At 44.5% G+C, this 14,701-nt stretch carries 13 protein-coding genes and 1 tRNA gene; 11 read left to right on the forward strand and 3 right to left on the reverse strand.

The annotated features are described in order from the left end of the window. Positions 1-19: 19 nt before the first annotated feature. Positions 20-96: transfer RNA gene (locus tag K2P83_RS05825), tRNA-Asp, on the forward strand. A 78-nt stretch (positions 97-174) separates the two neighbouring features. Beyond that, positions 175-2,058 carry a SurA N-terminal domain-containing protein gene (locus K2P83_RS05830; RefSeq protein WP_292927211.1) on the forward strand — a complete coding sequence of 628 codons (1,884 nt, stop codon included), beginning with the start codon at positions 175-177 and terminating at the stop codon, positions 2,056-2,058. A gap of 21 nt (positions 2,059-2,079) precedes the next feature. On the opposite strand, the gene fabI is transcribed toward K2P83_RS05830, so the two are convergent. Continuing rightward, positions 2,080-2,865: an enoyl-ACP reductase FabI gene (fabI, locus tag K2P83_RS05835; RefSeq protein WP_292927213.1), complete on the reverse strand. Its 786-nt coding sequence runs from the start codon at positions 2,863-2,865 to the stop codon at positions 2,080-2,082. Positions 2,866-3,004: 139 nt separating this feature from the next. Between fabI and K2P83_RS05840 the strand changes: the two genes are divergently transcribed. The 4 genes from K2P83_RS05840 (at position 3,005) to K2P83_RS05855 (ending at position 7,971) form a co-directional block, all read left to right on the forward strand. Further along, positions 3,005-5,197 (forward strand): ABC transporter substrate-binding protein, encoded by a 2,193-nt coding sequence (locus tag K2P83_RS05840; protein WP_292927215.1) that lies wholly within the window; start codon positions 3,005-3,007, stop codon positions 5,195-5,197. A 21-nt stretch (positions 5,198-5,218) separates the two neighbouring features. Further along, positions 5,219-6,196 (forward strand): ABC transporter permease, encoded by a 978-nt coding sequence (locus K2P83_RS05845; protein ID WP_292927217.1) that lies wholly within the window; start codon positions 5,219-5,221, stop codon positions 6,194-6,196. A 156-nt stretch (positions 6,197-6,352) separates the two neighbouring features. Then, positions 6,353-7,276 carry a histone deacetylase family protein gene (locus K2P83_RS05850; protein ID WP_292927219.1) on the forward strand — a complete coding sequence of 308 codons (924 nt, stop codon included), beginning with the start codon at positions 6,353-6,355 and terminating at the stop codon, positions 7,274-7,276. Between the two features lie 218 nt (positions 7,277-7,494). Beyond that, entirely contained in the window at positions 7,495-7,971 is a 477-nt protein-coding gene (locus tag K2P83_RS05855) for a hotdog fold thioesterase (RefSeq protein ID WP_292927221.1), read from the forward strand. A gap of 122 nt (positions 7,972-8,093) precedes the next feature. Here K2P83_RS05855 and K2P83_RS05860 read toward each other — a convergent pair whose 3' ends face one another. After that, a complete protein-coding gene (locus tag K2P83_RS05860; protein ID WP_292927223.1) occupies positions 8,094-8,555 on the reverse strand; it encodes a hypothetical protein in 462 nt (153 codons plus the stop codon). A 231-nt stretch (positions 8,556-8,786) separates the two neighbouring features. On the opposite strand from K2P83_RS05860, the gene K2P83_RS05865 reads away from it, so the two are divergent. The 5 genes from K2P83_RS05865 (at position 8,787) to K2P83_RS05885 (ending at position 13,071) form a co-directional block, all read left to right on the forward strand. Next, positions 8,787-9,440 (forward strand): DUF938 domain-containing protein, encoded by a 654-nt coding sequence (locus tag K2P83_RS05865; RefSeq protein ID WP_292927225.1) that lies wholly within the window; start codon positions 8,787-8,789, stop codon positions 9,438-9,440. Continuing rightward, a complete protein-coding gene (locus K2P83_RS05870; RefSeq protein ID WP_292927227.1) occupies positions 9,440-10,177 on the forward strand; it encodes an SDR family NAD(P)-dependent oxidoreductase in 738 nt (245 codons plus the stop codon). Before K2P83_RS05865 ends, K2P83_RS05870 begins: the two co-directional genes overlap by 1 nt. A 16-nt stretch (positions 10,178-10,193) precedes the next feature. Then, complete coding sequence (locus tag K2P83_RS05875; protein WP_292927229.1) at positions 10,194-10,802, forward strand: DUF1326 domain-containing protein; 609 nt, start codon at positions 10,194-10,196, stop codon at positions 10,800-10,802. 75 nt (positions 10,803-10,877) lie between these two features. After that, positions 10,878-11,627 carry a DUF2182 domain-containing protein gene (locus tag K2P83_RS05880; RefSeq protein ID WP_292927231.1) on the forward strand — a complete coding sequence of 250 codons (750 nt, stop codon included), beginning with the start codon at positions 10,878-10,880 and terminating at the stop codon, positions 11,625-11,627. A gap of 88 nt (positions 11,628-11,715) precedes the next feature. Beyond that, complete coding sequence (locus tag K2P83_RS05885) at positions 11,716-13,071, forward strand: DUF3422 domain-containing protein (protein WP_292927233.1); 1,356 nt, start codon at positions 11,716-11,718, stop codon at positions 13,069-13,071. Positions 13,072-13,078: 7 nt separating this feature from the next. On the opposite strand, the gene K2P83_RS05890 is transcribed toward K2P83_RS05885, so the two are convergent. Then, on the reverse strand, positions 13,079-14,458 hold the full coding sequence (locus K2P83_RS05890; RefSeq protein ID WP_292927235.1) for an L-serine ammonia-lyase: 1,380 nt from the start codon (positions 14,456-14,458) through the stop codon (positions 13,079-13,081). Positions 14,459-14,701 lie beyond the last annotated feature (243 nt).

Below are 14,701 nucleotides of genomic sequence, written 5' to 3' on the forward strand. Positions count from 1 at the left end.
TTCAATTTAGCTAGTTCTAGGAGTGGTAGTTCAGTTGGTTAGAATACCGGCCTGTCACGCCGGGGGTCGCGGGTTCGAGTCCCGTCCACTCCGCCAAATAAAAATTGTGTTAGCTGGCTGTATAAAAATTCTTCGACCTTATTTTTTACTTTCTAGTATTTTTAGGTTCTAATTGTGTTTGATTTCGTCAACCGTAAGAAACGTGTCGTTCAAGTCATTATGGGCTTGGCAGTATTGCCATTTTTGTTTTGGGGCGTTGAATCGTACCGTGATAAAGGTGGCGAAGGTTATGTTGCAATAGTTGATGGTGAAGAAATTCCACGTCGTGAGTATGAACAAGCTTTACGTGACCACCATGAAAGAATGCGTGCCATGCTGGGTGCTAATTTTGATAGTGCAATGCTTGATACTTTCGAAGTAAGGAATTCGGTGCTGGAAAGACTTATTCAGCAACGATTATTACATCGGGAAGCCGTTAATAATGGATTTATTGTTCTGGACTCGGAGCTAGTTAAAACGATCCGGGATATACCTGCCTTTCAAAGGGACAATAAATTTTCCAAGCAGCAATATGAAGAATTGTTGAGAAACCAAGGACTGACTCCAGTAATGTTTGAGTCACGTGTGCGTCAAGAGCTTTTGTTGCAGCAGTTATTGGATGGCTATAGCGAGAATGCATTTGCCCCTAAAATGGTTGCTGAGAGAGTACAGTATCTCAGCGAAGTGCAGCGTGAAATCAGTCAAATGCAGATTACCCCTGAGACATATTTATCAAAAGTAATCCCAAAAGATGAGGATATTGCCGCTTATTATGAAAGACATAAAGTTGATTTCAATTTGCTGGAACGTGCGCGCATAGAATATCTGGTTTTATCGTTGGATGCGGTAGCGAAAAATGAGACGGTGAGTGATGAGGCGGTCAAAAATTATTTTAAAGAACATCGGGATGAGTTTGGTCAATCTGAAGAACGTAGGGCCAGTCATATCCTGATTAGTGTACCACCTGACGCCTCGGACGATGCGAAACAGGCAGCACGAGATAAAGCTGAAGGAATATTGGAGCAAGTTAGGCAGGATTCTGAGCAATTTTCGGAGATTACAAAGGAACATTCGGATGATCCAGGTTCGGCCGCGCAAGGTGGAGATTTAGGTTTCTTTGGTCGTGGCGTCATGGTTAAATCCTTTGAAGATAAAATTTTCTCTATGCAGCTGGATGAAATTAGTGATGTTGTAGAAACAGATTTTGGTTTTCACATTATTAAATTGACTGCGATTAAGGAAGGGAAGCATCCCGATTTAGAAGAAGTACGGGAACAAATTGAGAATAAACTAAAAATAGAGATGGTAGGAAGTGTTTTTGGGGAGATTGCTGAAGATTTCAGTAATGTGGTTTATGAGCAGGGTGATAACCTGCAGGCAGCAGCAGAAAAGTTTGAATTGCCAATCCAAACGAGTGATTGGATTACCAGGAATGCAACAGAGCCAGCCATTCTGACCAATGAAAAGCTGCTCTCAGCGATTTTTTCTGAAGATGCTATCATAAATCAAAGAAATACTGGTGCTATTGAAGTTAAACCGGATACTTTCGTATCCGCTCGTATTCTTGAACACAAGCCAGCTACTGCACAATCACTGATGGTGGTTAGAGATCTGATTGTAGAAAAGCTCAAGAAACAAATGGCAGAAGCATTGGCCGTTGAAGAAGGACAAACAAAACTTGCTCGCTTACAAGCTGGAGAAGATATTGATGATGTTGCCTGGAGCGATTCAGAGCAAATTTCTTATATGCAATCGCAAGGATTGGATCATGAAACATTGCGTGCCATTTTTCGAGCAGAAACCAATAATTTTCCCGTTTATACGGGAGTAGCTAATCCAAATGGCGGGTTTAATCTGATTCGAATCAGTAAAGTTATAGAGCCAGAATCTTCAGACACAGCAAAGTTTGGTAATTTTACTAAACAATTGCAACAGATGATCACGCAAGAAGAAATGTCTTCTTATCTAGCTGCGCTCAGACTGCGCTATGATGTGAGAATCAAACAAGATAATTTCTAGCTTTTGTGGAAATTGGCTTTTCTAGTCATCGATATTAAATGCAACCGTATTGAAGCCCGCATCGACATAAGTTATTTCTCCCGTAATACCGCTGGCTAGGTCGCTGCATAAGAAGGCGGCAACATTACCCACTTCATCCGTTGTTACATTGCGGCGCAGTGGTGAAACCTTTTCAGTATAACCTAATAATTTACCAAAGTTTCCGATACCGGAAGCTGCCAAGGTCTTAATAGGCCCAGCAGAAATTGCGTTGACGCGTATACCTTTAGGACCCAAACTGGAAGCCATGAAACGGACATTTGCTTCAAGGCTGGCTTTGGCTAATCCCATAACGTTGTAGTTTGGCATGACCCGGACTGCACCCAAATAGCTTAATGTGAGCAGTGCGCCGTTTCTGTTTTGCATTAAAGGGAGCGCAGCTTTGGCGAGTGCAGAAAAGCTATAGGCGCTGATATCATGTGCAATGCGAAAGGCCTCTCGGTCGACACTTTCCAGGTAATCGCCAGTAAGTGCTTCACGGGGGGCGAAAGCAATAGAATGGATAATACAATCCAACCCATCCCAATGCTTTTTAAGATTTTCAAAGCACAGTGCTATCTCATCGTCGCTAGCTACATTACAAGGAAATAGCAAGTTACTATCAAACTCAGCAGCCAGCTTTTCGACGCGTCCACGGATTTCTTCACCTTGGTAAGTGAAAGCCAGTGATGCGCCTTCACGTTTCATTGCCTTGGCGATGCCGTAGGCAATTGACCGGTTGCTAAGTAATCCGGTAATAAGTACGCGTTTATTAGCGAGAAATCCCATAAAATATCCTTGTGAAATTGAATGAACTGGCAAATTATAGCTGAAGGTAGAAGTGAGGTGGGAGCATACAAGAAAAGATATAGGGTATGCGCGTATTATTTTGCTTAGAACAGACTAATTCCGATAAACTGGATCTGCAATGGAAAAATTAGTTACTACGTCATGGTCGTTGATTCTGCTGGCATTATTTTTGTCTGCCTGTGGTGAATCTAATTGGAATAATCCTTATGCAACCGAGGATGCAGAGAAGAATATTCTTTATAATGTGTTTACCGAACGGCCAAAACATCTTGATCCAGTACAATCCTACAGTTCTAATGAAATTCAATTCACCGCACAAATTTACGAACCCCCGCTGCAATACCATTACTTAAAACGCCCTTTTGCATTGATTCCAGCGACGGCAAAAGAAATACCCATTGTGAAATATCTTGATAATGAAGGAAATCAATTAGCGGAAGATGCGCAGGTATCGGATATCGCCCTTAGTATTTATGAAATCTCGATTAAGCCAGGAATTCTTTTCCAGCCACATCCAGCATTTGTAAGTAATGTGCAAGGTGACTGGTTGTACCATGATCTGAATGAACAAGAAATGGCAGCGATATTCAAGTTATCTGATTTCCCTCAAACAGGCACAAGAGAATTACTTGCGGAGGATTATGTCTATCAGATCAAACGTTTGGCACATCCCAGATTGCATTCACCGATATACGGGCTCATGGCAGATTACATCGTGGGGCTTAGTGACTATGCCAAGGTATTAAAACAAGCCAACCAGAATCACTCCGATGGAAAAACATACCTTGACTTGAGAGATTATCAGTTAGATGGAGTGCAGGTCGTCGATAGATATACTTATCGAATAAAAATAGCAGGTAAGTATCCGCAATTTGTCTATTGGCTGGCGATGCCTTTTTTTGCACCGATTCCTTGGGAAGCAGATCGCTTCTATTCGCAGAAGGGTTTAATACAAAAAAATATCACATTGGACTGGTATCCGGTTGGTACAGGCCCGTATATGTTAACTGAGAACAATCCCAATTTGAGAATGGTATTGGAAAAAAATCCTAATTTTCATGATGAATTCTATCCGGCTGAAGGGATGCCGGGAGATGAAGAAAATGGCTTGTTAATTGATTCAGAGAAGAAATTACCATTTATCGATAAAATTATTTTTACCCGCGAAAAAGAAAGTATTCCACGGTGGAATAAATTCTTGCAAGGTTATTACGATGCTACCGGTATTGGTTCAGATAGTTTTGACCAAGCAGTGCAATTGGTGGGTCAGGGAGAAGCGACCGTCACAGAAGCCATGGCAGAACAAGGGATAAGGCTGGAAACAACCGTGGCGGTGTCGACTTATTACATGGGTTTTAATATGTTGGATCCGGTAGTGGGCGGAAGTAATGCGCAGGAACGTGAGTCAGCAAGAAAACTCAGACAAGCGATTTCTATCGCTGTGGATTATGAAGAATTTATTTCAATTTTTGCAAATGGCCGCGGAATGCCGGCTCAAAGTCCGATCTCTCCGGGTATTGCAGGTTATCGTGAGGGGAAAGAAGGTATCAACCCCGTGGTGTATGAATGGATGAATGATCAGCCGCAGCGCAAATCAATTCAAGTTGCAAAGGCTCTGCTTGCCGAGGCAGGATATCCAAACGGAATAGATCAGCGAACCGGCGCACCCTTAGTCCTGTATTTTGATGTGACGGCGCGCAGTTCTGAAGACAGATCGAAGCTCGATTGGATGCGCAAACAGTTCCAAAAATTAAATATACAACTGGTGGTAAGGAGTACTGATTACAATCGCTTTCAAGACAAGATCCGTAAAGGAAATGCGCAAATTTTCGAATGGGGTTGGAATGCAGATTATCCCGATGCAGAGAATTTCCTGTTTTTATTGTACGGGCCGCAAAGTAAAGTACGCAACAGTGGCGAGAATGCGACTAACTATGATAATGCAGAATACAATCAATTATTTGAACAGATGAAGAATATGGATGATGGGCCACAGCGGCAATTAATAATTGATCGTATGGTGGAAGTATTGCGTCATGATGCCCCTTGGTTGTGGGGATACCATCCGAAAGATTATGGGTTGTACCATGCCTGGTATCAGAATATTAAACCCAACAGAATATCGAATAATAATCTTAAGTATTTAAAAATAGACGCTACGTTGAGAGCGCAAAAGCGACGTGAATGGAATGAGCCGGTATTATGGCCCATTGCGCTGCTGCTGGTGATAGTGGCACTCAGTCTTTTCCCCGCCATAGCAGCCTTTCGCCGTCATGAAAGCAGTCCCGCGGTGCGCAACGCATCTTCCTGAAATTACAATATTACATTAGCGATGCTTGGCTATATTATTAGACGTATTTTATATGCAATACCGATTCTTATCGGAGTGAATCTGATTACATTCGCTTTGTTTTTTGTGGTGAATACACCCGATGACATGGCGCGTATGCAATTGGGCATTAAATACGTCACGCCTGAGGCAATAGAAAAATGGAAAATCGAGCGTGGCTATGATAAACCGCTTTTGTTCAATCAAGAAGCTGAGAAACTGGGAAAATTGACCGATACAATTTTCTTCGAGAAATCGGTCTCGATGTTTGTTTTCGATTTCGGCCGGGCAGATGATGGACGCGATATTGCACTGGAGATCAAGTCGCGCATGTTGCCTAGCCTTGCCATTGCATTGCCGGTATTTGTCCTGGGATTGATTGTGTACATTACTATCGCATTGCTGATGGTTTTTTTTCGCGCCACTTATATTGATTTCTGGGGAGTGGTTTTTTGTGTGGCGTTGATGTCTATTTCCAGCTTATTTTATATTATCGCGGGGCAATTTTTAGTGAGCAAGCTATGGCATTGGGTGCCCATATCGGGTTATGGAAGCGGGCTGGATGCAGCCAAATTTCTGTTGTTGCCTATCCTAATTGGCGTTATCGGTAGCATTGGATCCAGTACGCGCTGGTACCGCACAATTTTTTTGGAAGAAATGAATAAAGAGTATGTGCGCACAGCAAGAGCGAAAGGGTTGTCCGAGCGTATTGTTTTATTTAAGCATGTACTCAGGAACGCAATGATTCCTATTCTAACGGGTGCGGTGGTTGTAGTGCCTTTGTTATTTTTAGGCAGCTTGCTGGTTGAATCGTTTTTTGGTATTCCCGGGCTTGGCAGCTATACCATTGATGCGATTAATTCGCAGGATTTCGCAATTGTTAGGGCAATGGTTTTCCTGGGGTCGATGCTGTATATCATAGGTCTAATTTTAACGGATATATCCTATACCCTCGTTGATCCTCGAATTCGTCTAACATAGAGAACTGGTGATGTCAGGTGCCCCAGAATAATCGCAGCATCCAGAACTGAGCCTTGATCATTCTGGTTAAACTTACGATTCCAAGTGGTTTCCACGGAGTTGTTTATTGAGATCAACACGAGTTTGGTTAACGGCAAACTAAAAGAGTGTACGCCTATGAAAACCGGCTACCTGATTCATCCTTCCTCACTTAAACACGACATGGGTGCGGGCCACCCCGAATGCTCTGCGCGCATTCAAGTCATTGAGGATCAACTTATCGCTTCCGGTTTGATGCCTTTTCTGGATCTGCAAGATGCTCCCGCCGCAAGTAAGGAACAACTCCAGCGCGTTCACTCAATCGACTATATCGAAACTATTTTCAGGGCTTCACCCAGTAATGGACTGGCTTATCTCGATGTGGACACGACAATGAATCCGTATAGCCTGGAAGCTGCTCTGCATGCTGCTGGTGCGGCGATCAAAGCGGTTGACTTGGTGATGTCAGGCCAGAATGAAAACGCATTCTGCAATATTCGTCCTCCCGGCCACCATGCCGGGCGCAACAGCGCTGCGGGATTTTGCATTTTCAATAATGTAGCGGTCGCTGCCGCCCATGCGCTTGCGCATTACGGCCTGAGCCGTGTGGCAATTGCCGATTTTGATGTGCACCACGGCAATGGGACTGATGAGATTTTCAATGGCGATAGCCGTGTCATGCTGTGTTCGACATTCCGGCATCCGTATTATCCTTACGAGGGAGTTGATAGCGGCAATGAGCACATTATCAACGTGCCGCTTACCGCTGGTGCAACAGGTGAACAATTTCGCGCTGCCGTGACCGAAAATTGGCTGCCTGCTCTGGAACAATTCCAGCCAGAGCTGTTGTTAATTTCAGCAGGATTCGATGCACACTGGGAAGATGACATGGGCGGACTTGCTTTGCGCGAAGAAGATTACGTGTGGATTACAGAAAAACTTAGGCGTATCGCCATCGATCACGCCAATGGCCGAATTGTGTCCGTCCTAGAAGGGGGCTATGCTTTGCATGCCCTAGGCAGTAGCGCGCTTGCCCATATCAAAGTACTTAACAGACTTTAAAGCACCGGTTTGGCGTATCGCTTAATAGGGTTTTCTGTAAACTCATTTTTAAATCCAAGTCAAGGTTACTGCTGTTTTTTGAATCTGCTACGCATGCCGTCCATGTATGTGCTGGAATCTGTGACTTTGCACTATAATTGCAAACATTGAATTCTGTGTGCATGCAATATCCGGGTTAAGTGTTACCAATTACCAAAAGAATAAAAAGGAAATGTTTCATGAGTGCTATTTGGTTTAAAGATTACACCATTGCGTATCTAGAAGGTTTACGCAATGCCAATATGGGCGAACATATCGGTATTCAATTTACTGAGTTGGGGCCGGACTTTTTGAAAGCGCGTATGCCCGTCGATAAGCGTACAACGCAACCATTCGGTATCCTGCATGGCGGTGCCAGTTGTGTACTATCTGAAACCTTGGGCAGCGTGTCTGGTTGGATGACAATTGATCCGGAAAAATACCGTGCAGTCGGTCTGGAGCTTAATATCAATCACATTCGTGCTGTTACCAAGGGTCATGTGATAGGTATTTGCACACCGTTACATACTGGCCGCCGAACACAAGTCTGGCAAACGGATATTGTTGAAGAAGCTACTGGGAGGCGCGTAGCGATTTCGCGATTAACATTGGCGATCATTGAACAAGGTACGCTCAGTGCGCAGAAGGAACATGTGATCGTCGATAGGGAGTCATAACACAGTAATCCAATAAAAAACCCTCATACTTTCGGTGTGAGGGTTTTTAATTAATGTGTTGTACGAAAGTGTTGTACGAAAGTGTTGTACGAAAACTTGAGTCAGCGTTGTTTATGAGCTTTTTAAGCTTCCTTGCTGTCTTTACGCTTGCTGGTTTCCACTGCTTTACTGACTAATTTTTCATCTGACGATTCAGTAGCTTCGGATTGTACTTCTGTTTTTTGGTCACTGGTTTCAGCAAAAGCCGTTTCGGTAGCGCTTCTGTCATCGTCTGACGAATTGTCGCCGGGATGGTCATTATCTTTACCTTTGCTGTTCCACATGAAATAAGCCGCGCCTAGCGTAACCACTACAACCGGCATAGTAATAAAAACCAGCAATGCATATTCCACTGTGACATCTGAGCCTTGAGGAGGGGGGCTATTCACCAAAACGTAAGCGTGCGTCAAGGCAACGCCATAAACAGGCAGCAATGCCGCCATATAACGGTTAGTAATGAACGGGCGAACCGTCAGCATATTCAAAATATTGGAACCGTAATATCCAATGAAATAAACAACAATATAAAAGAAGATGGCGCCCATAGGTTTTCCTGTATTAATCTGGTTTATCGGTTATAAAAATCAGGTTTCATGAAAAGGCTAAGAATCTTTGGTCTTATGATACACAGATCACCATCAAAAATGTACTGATAAAAATGAATGAGGAATTACTGATTCTAGGTGAAATAGGGAATGTGCTTCGATTTTCTGGGGATATAGGATGGGTTATACTGATCACCTGAATTTTTAATTCAATCATAAAAGGAGTCACATATGAGTCAGGAAGTTCCTCCATTAGATCCACATCCGTTGAGTGAATATGTTGCGTGGGCAGGTGGGCGTAATCGTGAGCCCATTTTAGGTGTGTTGAAAGATAAGTTGCCGAAAGATCCTGAGCGCGTTCTGGAAATGGCCAGTGGCAGCGGTATGCATATTAATTATTTTGCACCCCATTTTGAGCATCTGCATTTTTATCCGACTGATAAAGATACTGATGTTTTTGATAACATTAAGAAATTAACTGGAGACCTCGACAATAATAATATTGCAGATCCAGTTCATTTGGATTTGACGGATCCACAGACCTGGTTCAATCCAGGGCCGGGAAAAACATTTGCTGCTATTTTCTGCATCAATATTTTTCAGGTGGCGCCAATTTCAATTGCCGATGGTATGATGAAGTGTGCTGCGCATTTACTCAAAGATGACGGATTTCTTCTGATCTATGGGCCCTTCCAGATTGAAGGACAATTTTCTACCGATTCCAATAAATCTTTCCATGAAACATTAAGTTCTGTGGGTGTACCCGAATGGGGATTAAAAGACATCGCCGATTTAAAAAAAGCGGCTGCCAATCATGGATTGGAGTTGAAAGAAAAGATTGATATGCCTAGCAATAATTTTTCACTCATCTTCGGTAAAATATAATGATCAGTCAGCCCGGTTCAGCGATGGTGGTCGGTGTTGGACCTGAGCGGGGACTGGGAGCTGCATTGGCTATGTGCTTTGCTGATAAAGGCTTGCATGTTTTTATGATCGGACGTAGTGAAGAAAAGCTAAACAATATTGTGCAACGGATTCAAGAGATGGGGAAGTCGGCAACAGCCATTGTTGCTGATATAACTGTTGAGCAGGATGTTGCCAAATGTTTTAGTATATTGCGAGAGCGCGCTGACGTCATGCAGGTTGCCGCCTACAATGTGGATAGCAATATCCCTTCCCCGTTTTTGCAGACTGACGTGACAACATTCACTACTTTGTGGCAGCAGAACTGCCTGGGTGCATTCCTGTTTGCCAAAGAGATCGTCGCGATCATGCAAGCTCAGCAACAGGGAACTGTATTTTTTACCGGAGCAACCGGCTCACTAAGAGCCAAGCCGCCTTTTACTGCATTTGCATCGGCCAAGGCTGGATTGAGAGCATTGGCGCAAGGATTGGCGCGAGAATTCTCACCGCTGGGTGTACATGTAGTGCATACCGTGATTGATGGTGTGATTGATGGTGACCGTGCACGTAATCAGTTTCCCGAGTATGTCAAAGCCAAAGGTCCGGAAGGATTGCTGCAATTGGAAGCTATTGCGCAAACTTATTGGGCAATACATCAGCAACCACGCTGTGCGTGGACACATGAACTGGATTTGCGGCCTTTCAAGGAGCCGTTCTAAAATATTAGGAAATGTTATGAATACAGCAACTAATTGGAACCTACAGGGCAGTTATTTTGAAACTTGTAATTGTGAAACCGCTTGTCCATGTGTCTGGCTTCAGCCGCCTTCTGAAGGCGATTGCAAGTTACTGGTCGCATGGCATATTGATTCGGGTTATTTGAATGACGAAAAATTGGATGACCTGAATGTTGCATTAGCATGCTATTCACCGGGCCATATGAAAGAAGGTAACTGGCAAGCGGCACTCTATGTGGATGAGCGCGCAACGGATACGCAGTTCGACGCCATCACGCAAATCTATGCGGGAAAACTAGGTGGGCATCCAGCCATTTTGATGAGTTTTGTCACCGAAGTTTGGGGCATCAAAAGAGTGAAGATTGATTTTAAAATGCAAGGTAATCAGCGGCGATTGATTATTCCTGATATCGCACAAGCAACGATTGAGAGCATTCAGGGTATTAAAGGCGGAGATGCGACCATTGATAATCCACCCTTATGTGTTGTGTCAAGTCACCCGACGGTAGTAGCAAAATCCAGTCAATATCAATACCAGGATTATGATAAGGCCTGGAAATTTACCGAACGCAATGGGTATTACTCGCCGTTTACTTATCAGCCCTGAAACATTAAACAACATTTCTGAAATACCTTATTCGTGGATAATCTCTAGACATAGGGGTTATCCGTGGCCATTCTAATGCCTAAAAATCAATTGGCTATTTGGATAGCCTTGTTGACAGTTATTGCTGTTGCCTGGTTTTATCTATTTTATCAAAACTGGCAAATGACATCCCTGCCCATGTCTGAAATGTGGATGCCGCCATCTGAAACATTTGCCTGGCAATGGATGGATTTTGGTCTGACTTATCTGATGTGGGCGGTGATGATGGCTGCCATGATGTTGCCATCTGTTATACCAATGATTCTGGTGTATGCCAAGATCTGTCAGCAGCGCAAGCAAACAATCAATCCATTTGTTCCATTGTTTTCACTGGCATATTTGCTGGTATGGATGGTATTTAGTATAGTGCTGACGTTATTGCAATGGCAAATGCACGGACTGCATTTTTTATCACCAATGATGGACAATCAAAACGAAACCATAGCGGCAGCTATTTTTATTTTTGCAGGCATTTATCAATTTACGCCATTGAAGAACAGTTTTTTGCAAAACTGCCGCTCGCCCATGGGATTTCTGTTAATCGAGTGGCGTGAGGGTGCCATGGGATCTTTTCAAATGGGATTAAAGCATGGTGGTATGTGTCTTGGGTGTTGCTGGGCGCAGATGATGATTATGTTTGCTGTCGGCGTGATGAATCTGTTGGGGATGGTATTGATCACTCTACTAGTTTTAATTGAAAAAGTTTTGCCCATGCATCAGCAGTACTTTTCTAAAGCGGTCGGTGCTTTATTTCTTTTGTGGGGGATTGGGCTTCTACAGTTTTGATCAAAATAGATTTTATAACTTCAAGATTCACATATTTTTAATATAAATTCGGTATGCTTCAGTTTGATTAAATCTTGTCAGGTAATTTATGGATTCCTCTACAACGCTATCTTCATTGACTACTGAACCCCAGGATCTCCTTAGAGAGAAATTGCTGGCTATCCCTGAATATTCGCAAAGACAGGAGTTACATAACGAGCTTAATTCGGTCGCGTATGAACTTTTGGCGCCGCCTGTTCAACTCTCGCATTTGGTATTAATGTCCGAACGGCACTGGGTTGATCAGGAGCGTAAATTAATCGGTGAGTTATGTGTCCGCTATGGCATTACTCCGCCCAATACACACGAAAATGATTTCAGTGCGGATTTTGGCGAATTTCGCCTCCGTTGGGAGCGGCATACCGAATACTCGACATATACCGTTTATCGCGCAAAGCCATTTGTAACCCCTTTTGAGCAGCCGGCAATTGAATTCGTGCCGCAGGAGTGGTGGATTCGCTTGCCTGGTGAATTGCTGGTGGCGACGCATATTGCTTTGGATGACCGGTCGCGACCCAAGCGCAGCTTGCATGAACTGGCTATTCTATTTGCTTCCGGAACAGTGATTGGTTCCAAAGTGGCGGGAGGCGCTGCCAGTGTGTGGAGTGATAATCAGATACATCGAGATAATTTTGGCCGCATACTGATTCATGATGAAAATTTGCGCAGCCGCCAGGTAGGGCGGTTGGTGCAGCGCCTGCTTGAGATCGAAACCTACCGTATGCTGGCGATGTTGCCATTGCCGATTACTCGCGAGATCATTCCGCAATTGGCGCGCGCCGATCAGCGGTTGGCTTCACTAATTGCTGACAATGTGGAACTGACCAGCATCGAAGATGAACAGCGTTTGCTGGACGAACTGACGCGTTTGGCGGCGGAAACCGAGCGGTTGTCCGCGCAAACCAGCCATCGTTTTAATGCATCCAGAGCCTATTATGATATCGTGAAATTACGTATTACCGAATTGCGCGAAGAGCGTATTGAGGGCTTGCAGATGCTCCAGGAATTCATGATTCAGCGACTGTCTTCAGCGATGGGGACTTGTGAGTTGGTGCATACCAAACTGGAAACATTATCGATGCGTCTGGGGCGTGCATCGGCTTTACTGCGCACACGGGTTGATCTGTCCATGGAAGCGCAAATCCGCGACTTGTTGAAATCCATGGATCATCGTGCCCATGTGCAATTGCGCATGCAGGAAACGGTTGAGGGTTTGTCCGTTGTCGTGCTGAGCTACTACTTGCTGGGTATTCTGGGCTATGGCTTAAAGGCACTCCAGGCAGCGGGGCAGGATATTAATGTTGAATTACTAACCGGTATTGCGATTCCTGTCGTGGTACTCAGCGTCTTTTTTGTTGTGAGCGGTTTGCGCCACGTGATTAGAAAGCTGCATCGGGATAAGTGAGCGCTGATTAACATTCGGTGATACTGACTGCCAGCCCGCCCAGGGAGGTTTCCTTATACTTCACCGACATTTCCAGTCCGGTTTGTTTCATCGCAGCGATGCAATTATCCAATGACATGAAATGCTGGCCATCGCCACGGATGGCCAGTGATGACGCGGTATAAGCCTTGATGGCGCCGAAGCCATTGCGTTCAATGCACGGCACCTGCACCAGACTGCCTACCGGATCGCAGGTCATGCCCAAATGATGTTCCAGTGCGATTTCTGCAGCGTTCTCGATTTGTTCGGTGGTGCCGCCTTTAATTGCACATAAGCCTCCAGCCGCCATGGCTGAGGCAGAGCCCACTTCGCCTTGACAACCCACTTCAGCACCGGAGATTGAACTGTTATGTTTGATCAATCCGCCGATCGCACCGGCTACCAGCAGGAAATCACGCACTTGCTCCGGTGTTGCGTCCTCATGTTTCACTGCATAATAAATAACTGCCGGTATGACGCCTGCTGCGCCGTTGGTGGGTGCTGTCACTACCATATGACCCGCAGCATTTTCTTCGTTCACCGCCATGGCATAAGCGCACAGCCAGTCGTTCAAATTAGCTTTTTGCGGATTCTCTTGTAATTGGAGGTGCAAAGAATGCGCGCGCCGTTTAATGTTAAGACCGCCGGGTAACCGGCCTTCAGCTACGAGGCCATTTTCCAGGCAAGTGCGCATCGCATCCCAAACGGCATCCAATCCAGCATTCAATTCTGATTCACTGATGCGCTCGAGCTCATTACTGCGCTTCATCGCAGCAATCGATAGGCCGCTGTCGGCTGACATTTTCATCATCTGATTGGCCGAGTCAAAAGGAAAACCACAGGAACTGGCTGCCTCCATTTTAATGGGCGCAACAATTTGACCTATCTCGGACAATGTGGTGATAAAACCACCGCCAATTGAAAAATAAGTTTCTGTCAACAGGGTTTTTCCGGTTTCGTCCAGCAACTGAAAAATCATACCATTCGGATGTTCCGGCAGCGGTTCTCCGCGATCGAAGATAATATCTTCAGGCGGATTAAAGTGGATCACTGTCGATTCGTTGATGCGGATGGTGTTTTGTTGCCAAAGTGTTTGGAACAATTCATTCACATTCAGTTTCGCCAATCCTCGCGGTGTATATTCATGCATTCCTAGGGTTACCGCACGATCGGTAGCATGCCCTTTACCGGTAAACGCCAGTGATCCCCGTAAAGTACAGCGTACCTGCAGGAAGGATGGCGCAAGATGGCCGGAAATAAAAACCGAGATACGGTCGCGAAAATCCTTGGCCGCAACCATGGGACCCATCGTATGCGAACTGGATGGGCCGATACCTATTTTAAAAAGATCTAGAACGCTAATGAACATTAGATTGCCTATGAAAATTCGAAATTCTTAGAAGATCAAGACGAAGTTTTGTGGAATATGCGCGTTGAAAATGATAGCGTAGCTAGTATGCTATATGTCATGCGCTGACTCAATAAATTTTTTGAATAGACTAATGGTTTTGTTGTGCAAAAAACCGCATAGAGAGTACAGAGAGCTTCTATAACCGGCAGAGAAAACAGAAAAGGCTTGGCTATTTGTCACCAGAACAATTTATGCAGCAAT

Origin of the sequence: Nitrosomonas sp. (assembly GCF_019752415.1) — a bacterium.
In the GTDB taxonomy this organism is placed as follows: Bacteria; Pseudomonadota; Gammaproteobacteria; order Burkholderiales; family Nitrosomonadaceae; genus Nitrosomonas.

Coding starts and splice junctions, on each gene's coding strand:
- fabI (WP_292927213.1), bottom strand. CDS start 2,865: ATGGGATTTCTCGCTAATAAACGCGTACTTATTACCGGATTACTTAGC.
- K2P83_RS05840 (WP_292927215.1), top strand. CDS start 3,005: ATGGAAAAATTAGTTACTACGTCATGGTCGTTGATTCTGCTGGCATTA.
- K2P83_RS05845 (WP_292927217.1), top strand. CDS start 5,219: ATGCTTGGCTATATTATTAGACGTATTTTATATGCAATACCGATTCTT.
- K2P83_RS05850 (WP_292927219.1), top strand. CDS start 6,353: ATGAAAACCGGCTACCTGATTCATCCTTCCTCACTTAAACACGACATG.
- K2P83_RS05855 (WP_292927221.1), top strand. CDS start 7,495: ATGAGTGCTATTTGGTTTAAAGATTACACCATTGCGTATCTAGAAGGT.
- K2P83_RS05860 (WP_292927223.1), bottom strand. CDS start 8,555: ATGGGCGCCATCTTCTTTTATATTGTTGTTTATTTCATTGGATATTAC.
- K2P83_RS05865 (WP_292927225.1), top strand. CDS start 8,787: ATGAGTCAGGAAGTTCCTCCATTAGATCCACATCCGTTGAGTGAATAT.
- K2P83_RS05870 (WP_292927227.1), top strand. CDS start 9,440: ATGATCAGTCAGCCCGGTTCAGCGATGGTGGTCGGTGTTGGACCTGAG.
- K2P83_RS05875 (WP_292927229.1), top strand. CDS start 10,194: ATGAATACAGCAACTAATTGGAACCTACAGGGCAGTTATTTTGAAACT.
- K2P83_RS05880 (WP_292927231.1), top strand. CDS start 10,878: ATGCCTAAAAATCAATTGGCTATTTGGATAGCCTTGTTGACAGTTATT.
- K2P83_RS05885 (WP_292927233.1), top strand. CDS start 11,716: ATGGATTCCTCTACAACGCTATCTTCATTGACTACTGAACCCCAGGAT.
- K2P83_RS05890 (WP_292927235.1), bottom strand. CDS start 14,458: ATGTTCATTAGCGTTCTAGATCTTTTTAAAATAGGTATCGGCCCATCC.